Consider the following 19,021-nt stretch of genomic DNA (forward strand, 5'->3'; position numbering starts at 1 on the left):
CGTTTCATGCGACACTGCCTGTGTCGAGCGACCAGGCGCTCAACGCTCTCGCCGACCGAGAGTTTCTGGCCGAGTGCGTTCCTGACGTGAAGCTGGAAACCGGCGACGCTGATCAACTGCTGCGAGGCACCTTCACCAGCGACGACCCAGCAGCGGTGGCCACTTATCAGTTCGGGCTGCGCCTCATCGACTTCGACTCGGATGGACGCAGTCTGCGGTACGAGGCGCTGGCGCGTCAGATCGATGGACGGGGCCTTGCGTCCCTGATCGTGGACATGGATGTAACCGTCGAGGGCGAGGAGACTGCGCTCATGATGAATTCCTGTCTCAGCATGGCAGGAATCGGCCACCGCCGCTCCCACGCGGAGATCGAGCGGACCGTCTCCGACAGGCTCTCGGAATTCGGCACCAGGGCCGTTGCGCTGCTCGGCGAGGACACTGAAAGAACCTGGCGGGCTCCTGGCGCCACCGCGCCACAGAACCCGGCGCCACTCGAGGTGGCACCCAGGGCCGCGAAGGTTGTCATCGACCCCAGGCTGAAGCGGGTAATTCTCCCCCTCGGTGCCTTCGGAGGAACAGCCTTGTTCACCTACTTGATCTGGCGTGCGATCCGCACGGTTCGGGGCGAGGAACGATTGCGGGGTGCTGGCTCGTGAAGCCTTCAAGGTTCGATTACCTGAGGCCGGACAGCGTTGACGAAGCGCTCCGGATGCTCGCCGAGGATCCAGACGAGTCGAAGATCCTTGCCGGGGGCCAAAGCCTCATCCCGGTGCTGAACTTCCGTTTGGCGTCGCCTGAGCGACTGATCGACATCAATCGATTGACTGATCTCGCCTACCTCAGATCCGTTGACGGTGATCTGCACATAGGTGCTCTGACCAGGCATGCCACCCTGGAGAAATCCCGGCTGATCGAGCGCCGCTGGCCGCTCTTGAAAGAGGCCGTCCACTGGGTGGCGCACGCCGCGATCAGGAACAGGGGCACAATCGGCGGCAGCGTTTCGCACGCCGATTCGGCTGCCGAGCTGCCGGTCGCATTGATCGCCCTGAATGCGACCATCGTGGCGCGTTCCAGCAGCCGGGACGAGCGGTGCATCCCCGCGCAGGACTTCTTCGTGGGAACGATGACCACAGCTTTGGAGCCGGACGAACTACTCGTAGAGGTCCGTGTCCCTCCACTCCCTGCCGGTCACGGATACGCATTCGAAGAGATCTCACGACGGAACGGCGACTTCGGCCTTGCCGGTTCGGCCGTCGTCCTGACGGTCGACGAACAGGGCACGTGCTCGGAGGCCAGGATCTCACTCCTCGGGGCGGCACAGACACCATTACGGGTTCCCCGAGCCGAAGAACGCCTGACAGGAAGTGGCATCGACGATGCTGCTGTCGAGGCGGCTGTTCAACTTGCGCGCGAAGCCAGCGAACCTGCGGGAGATCTTCACGGTTCCGCCGAGTACCGACGATCACTCATCGGGGTGGTCGTGCGCCGGGCAATAAACAAGGCAGTCGAAAGAGCAAAGGAGGGCCGCGATGCAACTCCGCACCATGACCACTAGCTTGAACGGGAAAGACTTCACTGCAGAAGTCGAGCCGCGGACACTTCTATCGGATTTCATCAGGCACGAGGCCGGGCTTACCGGCACCCATGTCGGGTGCGAGCACGGCGTGTGCGGTGCGTGCACGGTGGAGGTCGATGGCTCGCCGGTTCGGTCGTGTCTGATGTTCGCAGTCCAGGCCGAAGGTTGCCACGTCAGAACGGTCGAGGCCGTGGCAGGCGCAGACGACGACTGGACTGTGCTCCAACAGGCCTTCCACGAGAATCATGCGCTTCAGTGTGGCTTTTGCACGCCAGGTTTCCTCATGGCCCTGCAGCCGCTGCTCCTCGAGAACAAGGAATTCACCGAGCAAGAAATTCGCGAGGCACTCTCGGGCAACCTCTGCCGGTGCACCGGATACGAGAGCATCGTGAAGGCAGTGACACAGGCTCTCGACACGCTGCGTGCCGCCCGAAAGTCGACCGGGTCCACGGATGGCCTTCCTTCCGAACAGGTTTCGGAGGAGTCGACGTCATGAATGCCCGACCTGAACAACCCTCGGGGATGGTGGGGCGGGCGACGCTTCGCGTCGAAGACCGCCCACTCCTCACCGGTACCGCAACCTTCCTGGACGATGTCCGATTGCCCGGCGACGTACTCCATGTCGTGTATGTGCGGAGCACCATCGCGCACGGCATCATCAACGAGATCCGGAGCGAGCATGCCGCAGCCATGGAAGGAGTGGTGGGTGTCTTCACGCGCGAAGACCTCGGCGACGTCCCCGACCTGGTGACGCCCGTCGCGAACGCGAGCAAGCCTCCGCGGCCCATTCTCCCGCACGAGCGGGTGCGTTACGTGGGCGAACCTATCGCCGCGGTCGTGGCGACCTCCCGCTACATTGCCGAAGATGCCGCCGGTCAGGTGGACGTCGACATCGAACCCTTACCGGTCGTGAGCCACATTGCCGATGCGCTGGATCCGTCCAAACCGATCCTGCACGAGTCCGAGGAGATCACCTCGAACGTGCTCTTCGATCGGCTGATCGAAGTGGGTGACCCGGACGGGGCCTTCGACGAGGCGGCCCATGTCGTCGAGCGCGTCTTCCGGCACCCGCGTGTTGTTCCGGCGCCGATGGAGGGGCGCGGTGCAGCGGCGTACGTCGACGACGGTGAAGTCGTGCTCTGGTCCTCGACCCAGTTCCCGCATGCGCTCATGGAATGCGTCAGGGACCTGTTCGGGTTCCGGGTGCGAGTCAAGTGCCCCGACATCGGAGGTGGATTCGGGCTCAAGAGTGTGGTCTCCCCCGAGGAGCTCGTGGTGGCCTGGCTGGCCGTCAAGCTCGATCGATCCGTCAAGTGGGTCGAGGATCGCGCGGAAAATCTCATCGCCTCGGCGCACGCACGCGACTTCGAGGTCAAGGTTCGTGCTGCGTCGGATGCAAACGGCAACTTGCTGGCGATCGAGTTGGACTCCTTGGGCAATGGCGGAGCGTACTCGGTCTTCCCGATCACCCACGTGCTCGAGACGGCCGGCGTGCTTTCCATGACGCCGGGCCCGTACCGTCTTTCGAACTATCGTGCCCGCGGCCGGGCCGTGACCACCAACACCTGTCCGGCGGGACCGTATCGTGGCGTGGGGCTACCCGTCTCCACGTTGATCCACGAGCGGATCATGGACCTTCTCGCCAAGGAGGTCGGGATCAGTCCCGTCGAGATCCGCCGGCGAAACCTGATCACGCCGGAGGAACTTCCCTACACGACGGTCACGGGTCAGAAGTACGACTGCGGCAACTACCCGGCTGCTCTCGAGGCCGCTGCCGAAATGCTGCGTGTGGACGACTTCGCGGCAGAGCAGGCGGCGGCTCGTGACGACGGGAAGATCCTGGGCCTGGGCATCGCCACCTATGTGGAGTGGACAGGGAACAACTCCAAGCTCTTCAAGCAGCGCGGCATGACGGCGATGAAGGGATGGGACAGCTGCCAGCTCAGCCTCGGGCAGGACGGGCGAGCCAGGATCTGGACGTCGAGCCCGTCCATCGGACAGGGCAGTGCGACGACATATTCGCAGGTCCTGGCCGACGCCAGCGGGATCGACTACGACGACATCGATGTGATCCAGAGTGACACGGGTTCCGGCGAGGTGGACGGAACAGGAACCGGCTCCTCGCGGAGTGCGTCAGTCACTTCCGGGGCGATCGTCAAGGCAGGCGAGGAACTCAAGGGTCGCCTGCTGGAGGACGCGGCGGAACTGCTCGATGTTCCGGTTGATCGCCTGCAGATCCGCACCGGTCTGGTCTCCGTGGTCGATGACCCGACGGTGTCCGAATCTGTTCGGAGTTTGGCGGCCAAGGCACCGGAGGGGCGCTACACGCTCGGCCGGACGTATGAGGCCGAGACCGTCCTGTACTCGTACGCCACACACGCTTGCCGCGTGGAGGTGGATCCCGAGACAGGCTTCGTGAAGATTCTCGACTGGGTCGTTGCCGAAGATTGTGGCCGGGTCATCAATCCTCTTGTCGTCGAAGGACAGACCAAGGGGGCCATCGCCCAGGGCATCGCCGGGGCCCTCTACGAGTCGTTCCAGTACGACAGTGAGGGACAGCCTCTGGCTGGGTCCTTCATGGACTACCTGATGCCGACGGCGAGCGAGATGACGAACGTCACCATCCGGCATCTTCCGGTCCCTGCGCCGGACGGCATCATCGGTGCGAAGGGAGTCGGCGAGGGTGGAACCATCGCGGCTGGCGCCTGCCTGGCGAATGCGGTCACGAATGCCCTGGAATCGGAGTTCAACGAACTCCCGTTGCATCCCGAGGGAGTACAGAAGCAGGCTCAGTTGCTGCTGAGCCGGCTGACCAGAGCGGAGACCGCGTCGTGACCCGAACCGAAAATGCCGCAACTGTTTCGCACACCGCACCCTTCTCCGGGCGGGTGGGATGGGGGCGCCGTCCGGCGTTCATCGTCGTGGATCTCGTGCACGCGTACACCGATGCGGATGGAATGTTTGCGCTGCCCGGGATGGAGGCAGTGGTCGAAGCGACGGAAACACTCGTCGGTGTCATGCGTCGAGCGGGCTTTCCTATCGTCTGGACGGATGTCAGGTACGACGAGACAATGTCGGACGCGGGGCTGTTCGGCAAGAAAGTGCCGGGACTGGCCGCATTCGCGAAGGGTGCTCCCGAGCGCTCTGGCCAACTCGTGCTGCAGCCCGAGCCCGGAGACGTCCGCATCACCAAGAACTATGCAAGTTCCTTCTTCGGAACCTCCTTGGCGTCGACTCTGCACACTGCCGGGGTGGACACCGTCCTCGTCGGCGGCGTATCCACATCCGGTTGCGTGCGGGCTACAGCCACGGATGCCCTCAACCACGGTTTCAGGCCCCAGGTGGTTCGCGAGACGTGCGCCGACCGGAGTCCGGAGTTGCACGAGTCGAACCTCCGCGACCTCGATGCGAAGTATGCGGATGTATGTCATCTGGATGAGGCCATCGCCCGGGTTTCCGCCCTGTCCGGACGTGAAGGCTAGAACCGCAACAGGGCAGTGAACGAGGGCGTGTCTCGGGCACGCCGCGACTGACAGCCGCGTATCTCGTTGACTGGCAGAGAGATCAGCTCTCACACATCGGTAGGCCCTTCCGTCACAAAGCGTGTCGTGTCATCTCGATGCCCTGATCCACGGCGTGGCGATGTTGTTCGCGCGCCATCCATATCGCGTCAAATTTCAATGTGTGCAGAATATTCAGCGAAAGGGAACAGCATGGCCAATATGTTGAGTCGGGAGACGGTACCGGCGCCTCGTCGGTTGCGACAGGCGCTCGAGGAGGCACCGCGAACCGGACCTGTGATCGCCCCCGGCGCATACGACGCACTCACGGCGCGGTTGATTGAACTCGCGGGATTCGACGCTGTCTACTTGACCGGTTTCGGTGCGACGGCGTCGCTGCTGGGGATGCCGGATGTCGGCTTGCTGACCGGAACCGAAATGGCTGATCAAACACGTCGCTTGGTTGCCGCCGTCGATATCCCTGTCATCGCTGATGCTGACACCGGATATGGGAATGTTGTCAACGTAGCTCGGACTGTGAGTGTCTATGAACAGGCCGGGGCCGCTGCGATTCAGCTCGAGGATCAGGTGAACCCGAAGAAGTGCGGGCACATGAGCGGCAAGGCACTCGTGTCGGCAGGCGAGATGATCGGCAAGATTCAGTCCGCCGTGGACGCACGGCGCAATCCGGACACGGTACTGATCGCACGTACTGACGCTATCGCAGTCGACGGTGTGGAAGCCGCAATCGCGCGAGCTAGGGCATACCATGCAGCCGGCGCTGACGCATTGTTTGTCGAGGCACCGACCAGCGAGGCAGACATCGAGCGACTGGCCGGAGAACTCGCGGCCGAGATGCCTCTTGTTTTCAATTGGGTCGAAGGCGGGAAAACGCCCCCTCTCACCTTGGAGCGAATGCGAGAACTTCAGTTCGCAATGGTTATTTATCCGATTGGAACCCTGCTCGCAGCAACCGCGCGTGCACGTTCCTACCTGGCGGACCTGAAGGAACACGGCACGCCTACGGCGGCGTCGTTGGCTGGACTTCCTAGCTTCGAGGATTTCACCTCTGTGGTTGGTTTGCAGGATGTGCGGGCTCTCGAGAACCGCTACGTGTCCGAGAAAGCAGTTTCCGCTGTGTAACAAAGACAATGGTGGGCTCTGCCCGAAGGTCTTGCTCCAGAAAACATCTGGAGATTGGAATCCGTCGCCTCATCCGCACGGTCATCGACAGATCCGGGCCGGCGAACAGAGATCATTTCCATCGAACGCGGGAATCGGCCCGCATCAGCCCCGTGCTCGGCGTTTGTGGCACAGGCGGCGGGCGGTGGTCACGGCGTCGGATGACCAACCGCCCGTCCCACGAGGGATCCGCAGTCGCCGCGGCGGGTACCGCCCTGCACCCGCGGTCGACTCCAGGTTGATGGCAGGTTGATTGTTTTCCATCAATACGACTATTGCGCTTGCTGTTACAGCCCTGTTCTATCGATGCACTCCACCAGGCGTCGCTGTGCACAGAGAACGGCTTGTCGGATATCTGCCGGTGGCGAGTTCGGAAACGGGTACCTCGGTGACTCCGTCGTCGGTGACCCTGTCGGCGGTGTCCGGCAGCAGCGCGGCGAGCGCGTCGAGGCACCGGACGCCGATCTCAGCGTCCGCATCTCCAGCCAACACGAACGGCTGGGATGAGATGGACGTCATTCTCGATGCTGATGCTGGTTTCAGCCACGCGACGCCCAACCGGAAGCACACAGGAGTTGGAAAATTCATGGCAGAGAAACGCGTTGCGAAAGCATTTGTTCTCAATGAAATAGGTTATGACGGACTCGTCGAAATCGCGCGCGAGGTACCGTCAGTGGGCCCGACGCAGATCTTGGTCGAGATGAGGGCCGCTTCGCTCAACTTCCGCGATCTCAAAATTCTCAAAGGCGTCTACGCTGTGAAGCCTGATTTGCCCATCGTGCCTTTGTCCGATGGGTCTGCGCAGGTGGTCGACACCGGAGTGGAGGTCAGTCGATTCAAGGCCGGTGACAGAGTTCTCCCGATTTACATGGAAGGGTGGTACAGCGGTCCCGCAACGAAGGATAGACGGGGTTGGAAAGCGAAGGCTGCCGATGTCGACGGTACGGCCATCCAGTATGCGGTTTATGAACAGGAAGACATACTCCCGATCCCCGCATCGCTTTCCTATGAGGACGCTGCATGCCTCCCCTGTGCCGGCGCTACGGCTTGGCAGGCATTGGTTTATGTCGGTCAAGTCAAGACCGGCGACACAGTGCTGATCATGGGCAGTGGCGGCGTTTCGGTGTTGGGTTTACAAATCGCAAAGATGAGCGGCGCGCGTGTGATCGCAACCTCCAGCGACGACGCGAAGCTTCAGCGCCTGGTTGACATGGGGGCCAGCGACGGTATTAATTACAAAAAGAACCCTAATTGGGAAGAAGACGTTCTGAGGCTGACCAGCGGTCGCGGCGTCGATCTCGTACTGGATGTGGTGGGCGCGGCGACGATCGGACAGTCGATGCGTGCGACGAAAGACGGGGGCTATGTCGGGATTGTCGGGAACTTGAGTGGGGAATTCTCATCGGCCGCCGCAACAGAGCGCGGAATTCGTGTCGCCACCATTCCTGTCGGCTCTCGCGAAATGACGGAAGACCTGACCGGAAAATGCCGAAGGTGGGTGGCAGGCGATAGCATCCGGCGTAGCTTGCGGAGCCGGATCAGTTTGTGAAGGTATGTGTTTGGGTTAGGCAGCGGGCATGACGGTGACCCGGTAGCCGAGGGCGGCGAGCTGGGCGAGGTGGCTGCGAAGCTTGCGTTCGGTGTTGATGTGGCGGGTGTGATAGTCGGCGCCGAGGTCGTGGAACCGGACGTTTGTGTCGATGAGCAGATGCCAGACCACGACGAGGATGGAGCGGGCGACGGCGACGAGGGCTTTGAGCTTGCCGCGACGTTTGACGATTCGCCGGTAGCGTTCGCCGAGGAAGGTGTTTGTTTTGGCGGCTGCGGCGGCGGCCTCGCCGAGCACTCCCTTGAGATAGGGATTGCCCTTGCCGGTTCGACCGCCGCGCTGGATCGGCCCGGACTGGATGGTGCGCGGGCACAGTTTCGCCCACGACACCAGGTGCGCAGCCGTGGGAAACACTGTCATGTCCGGTCCGACTTCGGCGAGAATGATCTGCGCGGCGCCACGCCCGACGCCGGGAATTTCGTCGAGCCGCTCGATCACAGTGAGTCCAGACCCGCCGCGCGCCGCGTCGTGGCCGTCGGCCGGCACCGTGTCACCGGGCTCGTCGATGCTGGTGACCAGCAGGTCGTCGATGCGGGTGGTGAGCCTCGCGATCTGTGCGTTGAGGGTGTCGATCTGGTCGAGCAGCATCCGGGCCAGCTCGGCGTGATGATCGTCGAACCGGCCGGTGAGGGCCTCGACGAGGGCGTTGTGCTTGGCTTTCATCGCGCCGCGGGCCAGACCGGCGAGCCGCCGCGGGTCACGCTCGCCCGCGATCAGCGCCTCCAGCATGTCGCGCACCGACAGGGTACCCAGACTGGAAGCCACCGACGACACCTTGATCAGCGCGTCCTCCAGCAGTTTCTCGAGTCGTTGCCAATAGCGGGTGCGATCACGGGTCAGATCGATCCGCAGCCGGGTGTAGTCGCGCAACTGCCGGATCGGTTGCGGCGGGACGAAACTCGGCCGCAGTAGACCTTTCTCGGTGAGTTTGGCGAGCCACACGGCGTCGAGCTTGTCCGTTTTCGGGCGTCCCGGCACGTTCTTCACATCGCGGGCGTTGACCAGCTGCACCGTCAACCCGGCCGATTCGAGCAGATAGAACCAGATCCGCCAGTAGTCCGAGGTCGATTCAACGGTGATCCTCTCGATCCCCGCCGCCACCAGCTGCTCGCCGAGATCCGTAATCGCGGCAGTCGTGGCCGAGACGTCCCACACCGTGCTGCCGCGCCGGCCTGGTCGTCTCGGATCCGGTGTCCGGGTGCACACCTTGCCCGAGGCCTTGGCCACGTCGATGGCGCACACACACTCGACCACCAGTTCGTGCTCAGCATCGGGAATCTGTTCCGGCAATGAATTCACTTCTGTTGTCCTCCTTCCGCATCCCACACGCATACACAACGGCGGGCCGCCTGGGGGCCTCGGTCAAGGGAACCGAAATTCTGACCGGCGTGCTCGGAGCAACAATGCGTGACCCTTCCAGGTCGGGGCCCCGGCGCCAGGCTAATGAACGAGCTCAGGCTCAAGGGAAAGTCGGCGTCGGCAGGCGACCCGATCCCATTTTCGCGCCTGCGAGGCGTCCCCGGGAGGATAGGTGGCTAATGAGGGCGCTTGATCTCCACAACGTGAAACCGGTCATCGACCGAAGTTTCCCGTTCAAACAATTGAAGGAAGCCCTGCAATACCTGGAAAAGGGCGAGCACTTTGGCAAAGTGGTCATATCTTTCTAGACACCGAGTCGACCCAGCCGGCGGTGGCGTACTCGACGTCGCCGATGGTCCGGGGCCTCGTGCGACACGGGCGGGTCATCTTGCGGCGGCCGTCGAGGCCCTCTGGGGTCATCTGACGCACGCCATCATGTTCGACCTTCCGTGCCCGGTCCCGGACTGGGTTGGTGACCGTCGCGTCACTAATGGTTCTCGCTGCGACCGGACGGTTGGTGTGTTCTCGGCTCAACACCGGAATCCTCCGTGTTCGGCTGAAAGGTTCGAAGATAATTCCGTAGGGCGAATTGCGTCGAGTATTTCCTTCACTGGAGGCCAGACTGCCCATTGCGAATACGCAAATGACGATAATGAGGGATAGCCGCCGCGGGTCTCGACGTCAGTCCTCGGCGATCGTCTCCCATTGGCATGCCAAAGACCTCAGTAGGTCGACAATAAGTTCTTGGCCGAGGGGCCCATATCCCTCCATGAGGAGGATGTCGAGCTCCTGAGCGCGTCGGACAATCGCGTCGATTGACTCATAGCCCGCGTCGGTGAGGAATAGCAGTCGCTTACGCCCATCTTCGGCGGGCCTCTTCCTCTCGAGCCAGCCCCGTTCCACAAGGCGCTTGACGATGCTTGCCATGGTTGATCGGTCGACGGCGACCGATGCCCCGAGAGCTCCCTGCTCTACGCCAGGGTTACTCCTCACGGCCATCAGTACGGCGACCTGGGGTCCGGTAGCGACCGGATCGACATGTTTCAGCCATGCCGACTGGTAGGCCTGGTAAAGCCGCCGCAGGAGATAACCGGGAGCGGAGACCATATCCGGAGGAGCCTCAAGCGCATTCCGATCGTTCGTCTTCAATGTGTTGTCAAATCTATCGATTGTCACGGGTTCAGCTAACCATGTGTGACGTACCGCGGGTCGGCTCGAGTCGCGGGTTCGGCAGTGGTTCGAGTGTCTGTGAGATCGGCGTGCAGGTTCGCGGCGACAGCACGCGACCACCTCAGCCTTGGATATGACTTTGGGCATCCTTCCATTCGGAGTCGCGAAGTTCGTTCTTGCGGGTCTTGCCTGTGGAGGTTTTGGGTAGTTCGACGAGGAATTCGACTGAACGGGGAGCCTTGTACGAGGCGATCCTGGTTTTGACATGGGCAACGAGTTCTTCGGTGCTGCCGACGCTACCGGGGTTGAGGACGACGAACGCTTTGGGGCGTTCTCCCCATTTATCGTCGGGAACCCCGATGACAGCGACGTCGGCGACGGCGGGGTGACTCATCAGCGCTTGTTCGACCTCGATGGTGGAGATGTTCTCGCCGCCCGAGATCACGACGTCCTTGGCACGGTCGAGTAGCTGCACATATCCGTCGGGATGCATGACCCCGAGGTCACCGGAGTGGAACCATCCACCTCTGAAGGCGGTATCGGTGCCGTCGGGGTCGCGGTAGTAACCCTTCATGACATTGTTGCCGCGCATGACGATTTCGCCCATCTCGACGCCATCGGAGTCCACATCGGTGAGAGTGCCGTCATCGGCCGGCTTCTCACGGACCACCCGCAGGTGGTCCGCCGTGAGGAAGCCGACGCCTTGCCGAGCCAGGAGACGGGATTGCCGCCCGGGGTCGAGGTCGGCCCATTCGGGCTTCTCCTCGCAGACCGAATAGGGTCCGTACGTTTCGGTGAGACCGTAGACATGCACTAACGTGGCTCCGAGGGAACGGATTTTATCGATCGTCGTGGGGCTTGGCGGTGCGCCAGCGGTGACGATGACCAACGGGCTCGCGAGTGGGTGCGCTTGTGGTGCGGACGCCAGCAGCGAAAGCACGGTGGGTGCGCCGGCCATGTGATTGATGTGCTCGGTGTTGATCAGCGTCCAGATCGCATCACCGCGGACCGCACGCAGGCAGACATGGGTGCCCGCCGCTGCGGTGACTGCCCAGGCCGAGCACCAGCCGTTGCAATGGAACATCGGCAGGGTCCACAGGTACTTGGTATCGAGCGCGAATCGCTGGTGATGTAGCTCGCCGAGCGCGTTGAGGTAGGCACCCCGATGGGTATACATGACGCCCTTGGGGCGGCCGGTAGTGCCGGAGGTGTAGTTGATCGCGATGGTGCGCGTCTCGTCGTCCACTTCCCATGCGATGGCCTCGCCGTGGCCGCGGGTCAACAGCCCCGTATAGCTGGTCGTGCCGGGCACCTGCTCGTAGGTGCCGTCCTGGCTGGGGGTTTCGACGATCTCTGCGACGGTGGCGAGATTCGGGTGTTCGCCGAGCCCCCGTAGAAAAGCGGCGTCACCGATGAGGATCCTGGCCTCGGAGTGATCGCAGATATAGGTGATCTCCTCGGCGGACAGCCGGGTATTGAGCGCGACGAGGATGCCGCCGGTCAGCGGAACGGCGAAATGGGCGAACAGCATTTCGGCGCTGTTGGACGCGAGATAGGCCACCCGGTCGCCGACACGGATTCCCGAGGCGCGCAGGGCGTGCGCGAGTTGGGTGACGTCGGCCGCGAATTCGGCGTACGTCCATGTGCGATCGCCGTCGATCACTGCGGTCTTGTTCGGGTGTACCTCCGCGGCCCGAGCGAGGAAACGAAGCGGGGTGAGAGGCGTATCGAGCCCAGACATAATTGATCCTTCGAAGTGGAGGTCCGGCAAATTCGTCTGTTGATTCCCAACGTTGTCCGCAGCGTCTGGATCAGCTCTACTGCGGGCGGGCCTGCGCGCATCAGGTGCGTAATGTCACCGCCGGATAGCGGGTGTGTAGGTCGATCGGCTCGCCTCGAACGCGGCGATATCGAACTCGTGTCGAAGAGTCAATCCTATGTCGTCGAGGCCCTCGATCAATCGCCACCGGGTGTAGTCGTCGATGGTGAAAGGCACAGTCAGATCATTCGTAGTGATCAGGCGCGTACCAAGATCGACCGTCAGTTCCGTACCCGGACTGTGCTCGAGCCTGCTCCACAGCAGTTCGACGTCAGCCTGTTCGACAGTCGCGGCAAGGAGCCCCACCTTTGATGCGTTTCCCTTGAAGATTTCACCGAAGCGGGACGCGATCACGACTCGAAACCCATAGTCCATCAGTGCCCACACCGCATGTTCGCGGGATGATCCGGTTCCGAAGTCGGGACCGGCGACGAGCACGCTCCCGCGAGAGAAGGGCTCGACGTTGAGGATGAATCCGGGGTCCGATCGCCAGGTGGCGAATAGTGCGTCCTCGAATCCGGTCCGGGTGACTCTCTTCAGATATTCACCGGGGAGAATTTGGTCGGTGTCGACATCGGACGCGCGTAGTGGTGTTCCGACTCCGGTGTGGGTGGTGAAGGCGTGCATCTTGTCTCCTGGACCTATCCGACGCGGATCGGTCGGTGAGTTTCGGCGTGGTTTAGGGGGACGAGGTCGGTCGGCGAGGAAAGCGTTCCGCGCACCGCCGTTGCGGCGGCCACGAGCGGTGAGACCAGATGGGTACGGGCAGACTTGCCCTGGCGCCCCTCGAAATTTCGGTTGGACGTGGACGCGCTGCGCTGACCTGGTGAAAGCTGGTCAGGGTTCATGCCGAGACACATCGAACAGCCGGCCGCACGCCATTCCGCGCCCGCTTCGGTGAACACTCGATCGAGGCCTTCCTCTTCGGCCTGGGCTTTGACCGACATTGATCCTGGAACAACAAGCATCCTGACGGAGTCGGCGATACGTCGGCCGGTGAGCACTGACGCGGCGGCACGCAGATCCTCGATGCGGGCATTGGTGCAGGATCCGATGAAGACGACGTCGATACCGATGTCGCGCAACGGGGTCCCCGGTGATAGACCCATGTAGTCGAGGGCCTTGCGGGCCGAGATTGCTTCACGCTCGTCCGTGATCTTCGCTGGATCGGGTACGACAGATTCGAGTGGAAGGCCCTGCGCGGGGTTGGTGCCCCAGGTGACAAACGGCGTCAACGAGGACGCGTCGATGTAGACGACTTGGTCGAATTCGGCGTCGTCGTCGGTGTGTAGCTCCCGCCACGTCTCGACTGCCCGATCCCAATCGTGGTCGCTCGGCGCGTAACGGCGGCCGCGAAGGTATGCGAAAGTGGTGTCATCGGGTGCAACCATCCCCGCTCGACCGCCCGCCTCGATAGTCATGTTGCACAGGGTCATCCGCGCTTCCATCGACATCTTCCTCACCGCCTCGCCTCGGTATTCGAGGACGTATCCGGCACCGCCGCCGGTACCGATCCGAGCGATGACGGCGAGGATGACGTCTTTGCTGGTCACGCCGGGAGGCAGTTCTCCTTCGATCTCGACGGCCATGGTCTTGAAGGGCCGGATCGACAGGGTCTGGGTAGCGAGGACGTGTTCGACCTCTGACGTCCCGATGCCGAAGGCGAGTGCGCCGAAGGCACCGTGCGTGGAGGTGTGTGAGTCGCCACAGACCACGGTGGTTCCTGGATGAGTGAGTCCAAGTTGTGGACCGATGACGTGCACGATGCCCTGCCCCTCGTGGCCCATCGAGAACAGTTTGATGCCGAACTCCTCACAGTTACGGCGCAGCGTTGCAATCTGTGTCGCGGAGATCGGGTCGGCGATCGGAGCAAGGATGTCGACGGTGGGAACGTTGTGATCCTCAGTGGCAATCGTGAGGTCGGGTCGTCGAACCGTGCGACCGGCGAGGCGAAGGCCTTCGAACGCTTGCGGGCTGGTGACCTCGTGCACGAGATGGAGATCGATGTACAGGAGGTCTGGTTCTTGACCGGGCCCCGGGCGAACCACGTGCCGTGACCAGACCTTTTCTGCAAGTGTTCGACCGGAACCACTCGTCGACGTGGGCTGTTTCATTCTCGGTCACCTTTCAGGGATCGCCAGTGAATACCTTCTCCGGAACGCGTCGACAGAGCGATCGGAAGCGAGCGGGGGAGAACTGCCGGGTTAGCGCGGGGTGTCAGGCGTCGCTGAGGTCGACGGTGCGGTTGTCGCCGATCCGGTATGCGCAGATGGCGCTGAGTGTGCAGAATGCTGCGAGCATGATCGAGACACCGATCGGTCCGATTCCGCCGGGGGCGACGAAGATCGAGGCGAGCAGTGGGCCGATGCCACCGCCGATGAGGCCGGCGAACTGGTACGCGACGCCGGCGCCGGTGTAGCGGAATTTGGTCGGGAAGAGCTCGGAAAGCAGGGTGGCGGAGGTTCCTGTCGCTGCCGAGTTGAGGATCGCCATTCCGATGATGAAGGTGGCCAGGATGATCAGCGGGGACCCCGATCCGACCATCGGGAACATCACGAACGCGAACACGGCGTAGCCGACCGCGGCGGGGATGAAGATCTGGCGCCGGCCGACCTTGTCGGAGATGAACGAGAAGAACGGGATGGTGAAGATCATGATGACCAGCGAGACGTTGAGCAGGGTCAGCAGGGTCGACCGGGACAATCCGTAGTGCGTGGCGGCGTACGAGATCAGGAAGGTCGACACGATCGCCTGGGACATGAAGGTGCCCGAGACGGTGCCGATGCCGAGCAGAACCTTGCCGGGTCGCTCACGGAAGACCTCGATGAGCGGGATGGGCGGCTTCTCCGTTGCCTCGGAACTGTGCTGTACGGATTCGAAGACCGGGCTTTCCTCGACCCGCAGCCGCACGTACAGACCGATGGCGACGACGACGACCGAGAAGAGGAACGGCAACCGCCATCCCCAGGTCAGGAAGGCCTCGTCGTCCAGGTTGTTGAGCAACGCGAACGCCCCGTAGGCCAGCAGTACTCCGGCTCCCGATCCTAAACTTGCCGCTCCGCCGAAGAATCCGCGTGATTTCTTGGGAGCGTGTTCGACGGCCATCAACACCGCGCCGCCCCATTCACCGCCCACGGCGATACCCTGGATGAGGCGGAGGGTGACCAGCAGGATCGGTGCGAGTACACCGATCTGCGCCGAGGACGGCAGGCATCCGATCAAGAAGGTGCTCAGTCCCATCAGAATCATCGTCCACAGCAGCGTCGACTTGCGGCCCACCCGGTCCCCGAAGTGACCGAAGATGATCCCGCCGAGCGGTCGAGCCGCGTACCCGATCGCGAGAATCGCGAACGAAAGGATCGTCCCGAGCGACTCGGACGTCGAATCGAAAAAGACCCGCCCGAACACCAGGCTCGCCGCCACCCCGAACACGATGAAGTCGTAGAACTCGACCGTCGTGCCGATCAGGCTGGCGAAATACACGCGTCTGAGTTGCCGTCGATTCCCGACGGCGTCCTCAGCCCTCGGGTGGGCCATATCTCGAGTGTCGGTCATGACTGCCTCTCCTTCACCACGAACGCGGTCGACGCGAATCGGATCGCCAGCGGCGAGCTGCAGTGAGCCGCTCGACTCACGCGTGGCATACGTGGCGGGTGCCTGTGAATTGATGGAGATAATACGAACACAGATGAAGTCTCCGCGCAAGGGTGCGACACCAGTTGTTAACACCGACCTCGGGAATTCATATAACTGCAGGTTAAGTCGCCGTGCGCACTGGCATGTCGAGTTCGACTGTGACCGGTAGCCGCCGGGGTGAGAAGCGACTCATCAGTAGTCAAACAAAAATATGGCTTACGGGCGATCAACGGTGGTACTGTCCGCACCTACATCGCCGAGCTGCTGAATGTCCTGGCAGGCACCGGGAGTCCGGTCGCGGCCGCTACATCTTCGCAACACGTGCGCAATAACCGTTCCGCGTCCGGAAGTCCGCCGTACTCGAGTGCTGCAACCAATTACCCTTCCTCATGGTTGCGGACGACTCCGGGTTCTCTTCGCTCCCGGGATGCCAGCGATCCGTGCGGTCGCGAGGAGTCGGCCTCGGGCAGGTCGTCGGTCCGAACAAGGGCAGCTGTCTTGGGGGCGGTGACCAGTTCCTTTGCAGGCATGGCGGTCCGGTGGCATCGGCGGTCATTGGCACCGCCGTCGGCGTATCGACTCGGCTTACTGGATTTATGTATGGAAGGGCGGCGCGATGACGGCAGTGGAGATGGGTATTCCCTCTGTGCGGTCGGACTCACTCGAAGGGCGCCCGGACGTCGCGCACCTCGTTGATCGTTTCGGCAGGGTGGCCAGGGACCTACGGGTGTCGATCACGGAGAAGTGCTCGCTGCGGTGCACATACTGTATGCCCGAGGAGGGCCTGCCCGCGATCCCGGCCGAGCGGTTGCTCACCGCAGGTGAGACCGTCCGGTTGGTCGAGATCGCCGTGCATCGACTGGGGGTGCGTGGGGTGCGGTTCACCGGTGGTGAGCCACTCATGCGCGCGGACCTCGAGCACATTATCGGCGGGTGCGCGGAGAAGGTGCCAGGCATTCCGCTGGCCATGACGACGAACGCGGTCGGGCTCGAGCACCGGGTGCGCAGGCTCGCCGACGCCGGCCTGACCCGGATCAACGTCTCCCTCGACACCATCGACCGTGACCACTTCGCGTCGTTGACCCGGCGGGATCGGCTGCCCTCGGTGCTCGCCGGGATCCGCGCCGCCGTCGCAGTCGGGCTCGCCCCGGTGAAGGTCAACGCGGTCCTCATGCCGGAGACGCTGAGCGGAGCGCCGGATCTGTTGCAGTGGTGCCTCGACGAGGGCGTCGCGCTGCGCTTCATCGAGGAGATGCCGCTCGACGCAGACCACGAATGGGCGCGGGGGAGCATGGTGCCGGCCGAGCGTCTGCTGTCGGTGCTTGGTGCGCGCTTCGATCTCGATGAGATCGGGCGGGACGACCCGTCCGCCCCGGCGGTCCAGTGGCGGGTGGACGGAGGCGCCGCGACGGTGGGGATCATCGCGTCGGTCACGCGGTCGTTCTGCGCCGACTGCGATCGCACTCGGCTCACCGCCGAGGGGACCGTTCGGTCGTGCCTGTTCAGCGACTCCGAGATCGATCTACGCGGTGCGTTGCGGTCCGGCGCGGGCGACGAGGAGTTGGCGCACTTGTGGCGTGGGGCTATGTGGAACAAGTCGGCGGGGCACGGCATCGACGCCGCTGGGTTCGTTCCGCCCGTGCGGAGTATGGGAGCGATCGGTGGCTGACACGGACTTTGCGGCAACGGAATCAGTCTCTGTCCGGCACTTTGCGGAGGCCGAGTCCGGATCGGGATTCTTCGGCTTCCAGGACTGCGGTAGGAGGCCGTCGATCGTGTCGGCGGCGGGGTTAGGTGTCGCCACCTTCATTGGGCCGCAGTGAGATTGGCACATCCACCGTACCCTGGCGGATCCCGGGTCGTCGGTGAGTGGATTGATAGATGCTGAGACACCGGAGTGTCTGGCTACACCGGCGATGTTCGCGGTCACCCGCCCGGTCTTGATTGAATTCGGATAATGAATCGCAAAGTTTAGTACTACTGCAGATTACATTCGATCGGCTCGTCCGGACCCCCGGGCAGGGTGCACACCGTGTGCTCGCGGGGTCCTGCGCCGACAGCGATCGACGGTCGGTGGATCGGGCCCGAGAGTAATCGGAGTTCTCCACCGGTACTTCCACGAATGGTCTTCATCATTTCGGCGAGAATCGACACTGCGGTTTCCTCGGGTGTCTGCGCGCCCAAGTCGAGCCCGATCGGCGAATGTAGGCGTGCAAGGTCGGCGGTGGAGAGTCCACGCTCCCGCAATGCCTCGACGCGGCGCTCATGGGTAGGCCGACTTCCCATCGCACCGATGTACGCGGCGTGCGAGCGGAGGGCACGCTCGAGGAGAGGAAGATCGAACTTCTCATCGTGGGTGAGCACTGCGATTACGGTCCGCCGGTCAATGGGCGCAGATTCGAGAAATTTGTGCGGCCACATCACCACGATGTCGTCAGCGTCCGGGAATCTGGCTGGGGTTGCGAACACCGGTCGGGCATCGATGACAGTTACGTGATAACCCGCGAATGCTCCGAGCCTACAGAGGGCGGCGGCGAAGTCGATGGCTCCGAAAATATACATTCGAGGCAGAGGCACGAAGACCTCCACCATAAGTGTGCGGGTCGAATTCGCCCGTCCCGGCACCTCGACTACGTATACAGCGGAGTCTCCTGAATCCAGGCCGCGCTTTACATCTGCAACGTCGTCACGAGCGATGGATAGATCGCCGAACTGCTCATGACGAGAAAGCACGCAGTGGCGGGTGGGATATTCGGCGCTTGTGTCGGTGACAACCGCCACCGGGTTTCCCTCACGGATTCGATCTGCGAGTTCGACGAATTGCGGAAAACTCGTACGATCGACGCGCTGGACAAAGACCTCGATGGTTCCACCGCAGGTCAGGCCGACGCCGAACGCATCATCGTCGGTGACACGAAATACGTCTGTCCGACTGCGTCCGTCAGCGAGCACCTCTAGGGCTGTCTCGTACAGGGCGCCCTCCACACAGCCGCCAGAAACACTGCCGATCACTTCGCCCGATTGCGATACCGCCATGGCCGCGCCGGGCGCGCGGGGTGACGACTTCCAAGTGCGCACTATGGTGGCGAGCGCGAACGGCACGTCGCGGTCGTACCAGGCTGTCAGCCCGGCCAAGATGTCGCGCATCGTTTGTTCTCCTCGGGTGTCTG

The 19,021-nt window shown here is 62.8% G+C and carries 16 protein-coding genes and 1 pseudogene; 10 read left to right on the forward strand and 7 right to left on the reverse strand.

Going from position 1 to position 19,021, the window contains the following annotated elements; translation table 11 throughout:
- The first annotated feature begins 20 nt into the window (after positions 1–20).
- The 7 genes from CJ179_RS35730 (at position 21) to CJ179_RS35760 (ending at position 7,807) form a co-directional block, all read left to right on the forward strand.
- Complete coding sequence (locus CJ179_RS35730) at positions 21–656, forward strand: hypothetical protein (protein ID WP_095864540.1); 636 nt, start codon at positions 21–23, stop codon at positions 654–656.
- Positions 653–1,555: a xanthine dehydrogenase family protein subunit M gene (locus CJ179_RS35735; protein WP_095864541.1), complete on the forward strand. Its 903-nt coding sequence runs from the start codon at positions 653–655 to the stop codon at positions 1,553–1,555. Before CJ179_RS35730 ends, CJ179_RS35735 begins: the two co-directional genes overlap by 4 nt.
- Complete coding sequence (locus CJ179_RS35740; RefSeq protein WP_095864816.1) at positions 1,530–2,072, forward strand: (2Fe-2S)-binding protein; 543 nt, start codon at positions 1,530–1,532, stop codon at positions 2,070–2,072. The genes CJ179_RS35735 and CJ179_RS35740 overlap by 26 nt, the downstream gene beginning before the upstream one ends.
- The gene (locus tag CJ179_RS35745; RefSeq protein ID WP_095864542.1) at positions 2,069–4,411 is read left to right on the forward strand and encodes a xanthine dehydrogenase family protein molybdopterin-binding subunit; all 2,343 of its coding nucleotides are present in this window, start codon (positions 2,069–2,071) and stop codon (positions 4,409–4,411) included. Before CJ179_RS35740 ends, CJ179_RS35745 begins: the two co-directional genes overlap by 4 nt.
- Positions 4,408–5,058: an isochorismatase family protein gene (locus CJ179_RS35750; protein WP_095864543.1), complete on the forward strand. Its 651-nt coding sequence runs from the start codon at positions 4,408–4,410 to the stop codon at positions 5,056–5,058. Before CJ179_RS35745 ends, CJ179_RS35750 begins: the two co-directional genes overlap by 4 nt.
- A 231-nt stretch (positions 5,059–5,289) precedes the next feature.
- The gene (locus CJ179_RS35755) at positions 5,290–6,219 is read left to right on the forward strand and encodes an oxaloacetate decarboxylase (RefSeq protein WP_095864544.1); all 930 of its coding nucleotides are present in this window, start codon (positions 5,290–5,292) and stop codon (positions 6,217–6,219) included.
- A gap of 625 nt (positions 6,220–6,844) precedes the next feature.
- Complete coding sequence (locus CJ179_RS35760; RefSeq protein ID WP_257015981.1) at positions 6,845–7,807, forward strand: NAD(P)-dependent alcohol dehydrogenase; 963 nt, start codon at positions 6,845–6,847, stop codon at positions 7,805–7,807.
- 15 nt (positions 7,808–7,822) lie between these two features.
- Here CJ179_RS35760 and CJ179_RS35765 read toward each other — a convergent pair whose 3' ends face one another.
- Positions 7,823–9,157 (reverse strand): IS110 family transposase, encoded by a 1,335-nt coding sequence (locus CJ179_RS35765; protein WP_373560178.1) that lies wholly within the window; start codon positions 9,155–9,157, stop codon positions 7,823–7,825.
- Between the two features lie 113 nt (positions 9,158–9,270).
- Between CJ179_RS35765 and CJ179_RS54185 the strand changes: the two genes are divergently transcribed.
- Positions 9,271–9,534, forward strand: a complete 264-nt coding sequence (locus tag CJ179_RS54185) for a zinc-binding dehydrogenase (protein WP_373560179.1) — start codon at positions 9,271–9,273, stop codon at positions 9,532–9,534.
- Between the two features lie 155 nt (positions 9,535–9,689).
- Positions 9,690–9,809: pseudogene (locus CJ179_RS54190) on the forward strand (hypothetical protein); the annotation flags it as partial.
- A 98-nt stretch (positions 9,810–9,907) separates the two neighbouring features.
- Here CJ179_RS54190 and CJ179_RS35775 read toward each other — a convergent pair.
- From CJ179_RS35775 to CJ179_RS35795, 5 genes are all read right to left on the reverse strand, one after another.
- Positions 9,908–10,402 (reverse strand): MarR family winged helix-turn-helix transcriptional regulator, encoded by a 495-nt coding sequence (locus tag CJ179_RS35775; RefSeq protein ID WP_257015951.1) that lies wholly within the window; start codon positions 10,400–10,402, stop codon positions 9,908–9,910.
- Between the two features lie 115 nt (positions 10,403–10,517).
- Positions 10,518–12,137, reverse strand: coding sequence for an AMP-binding protein (locus tag CJ179_RS35780; protein WP_095864548.1), 1,620 nt, complete (start codon positions 12,135–12,137; stop codon positions 10,518–10,520).
- A gap of 114 nt (positions 12,138–12,251) precedes the next feature.
- Positions 12,252–12,842: a 3-isopropylmalate dehydratase small subunit gene (gene leuD, locus CJ179_RS35785; RefSeq protein WP_095864549.1), complete on the reverse strand. Its 591-nt coding sequence runs from the start codon at positions 12,840–12,842 to the stop codon at positions 12,252–12,254.
- Between the two features lie 14 nt (positions 12,843–12,856).
- The gene (gene leuC, locus CJ179_RS35790; protein WP_095864550.1) at positions 12,857–14,329 is read right to left on the reverse strand and encodes a 3-isopropylmalate dehydratase large subunit; all 1,473 of its coding nucleotides are present in this window, start codon (positions 14,327–14,329) and stop codon (positions 12,857–12,859) included.
- Positions 14,330–14,432: 103 nt separating this feature from the next.
- Entirely contained in the window at positions 14,433–15,770 is a 1,338-nt protein-coding gene (locus CJ179_RS35795) for an MFS transporter (RefSeq protein WP_095864551.1), read from the reverse strand.
- A 697-nt stretch (positions 15,771–16,467) separates the two neighbouring features.
- On the opposite strand from CJ179_RS35795, the gene moaA reads away from it, so the two are divergent.
- On the forward strand, positions 16,468–17,520 hold the full coding sequence (gene moaA, locus CJ179_RS35805) for a GTP 3',8-cyclase MoaA (protein ID WP_095864552.1): 1,053 nt from the start codon (positions 16,468–16,470) through the stop codon (positions 17,518–17,520).
- 308 nt (positions 17,521–17,828) lie between these two features.
- On the opposite strand, the gene CJ179_RS35810 is transcribed toward moaA, so the two are convergent.
- On the reverse strand, positions 17,829–18,998 hold the full coding sequence (locus CJ179_RS35810) for an XdhC family protein (RefSeq protein WP_005250330.1): 1,170 nt from the start codon (positions 18,996–18,998) through the stop codon (positions 17,829–17,831).
- Between the last annotated feature and the right edge of the window lie 23 nt (positions 18,999–19,021).

It is taken from the genome of Rhodococcus sp. ACS1, from assembly GCF_002300155.1.
Taxonomy (GTDB): Bacteria; Actinomycetota; Actinomycetes; order Mycobacteriales; family Mycobacteriaceae; genus Rhodococcus_F; species Rhodococcus_F koreensis.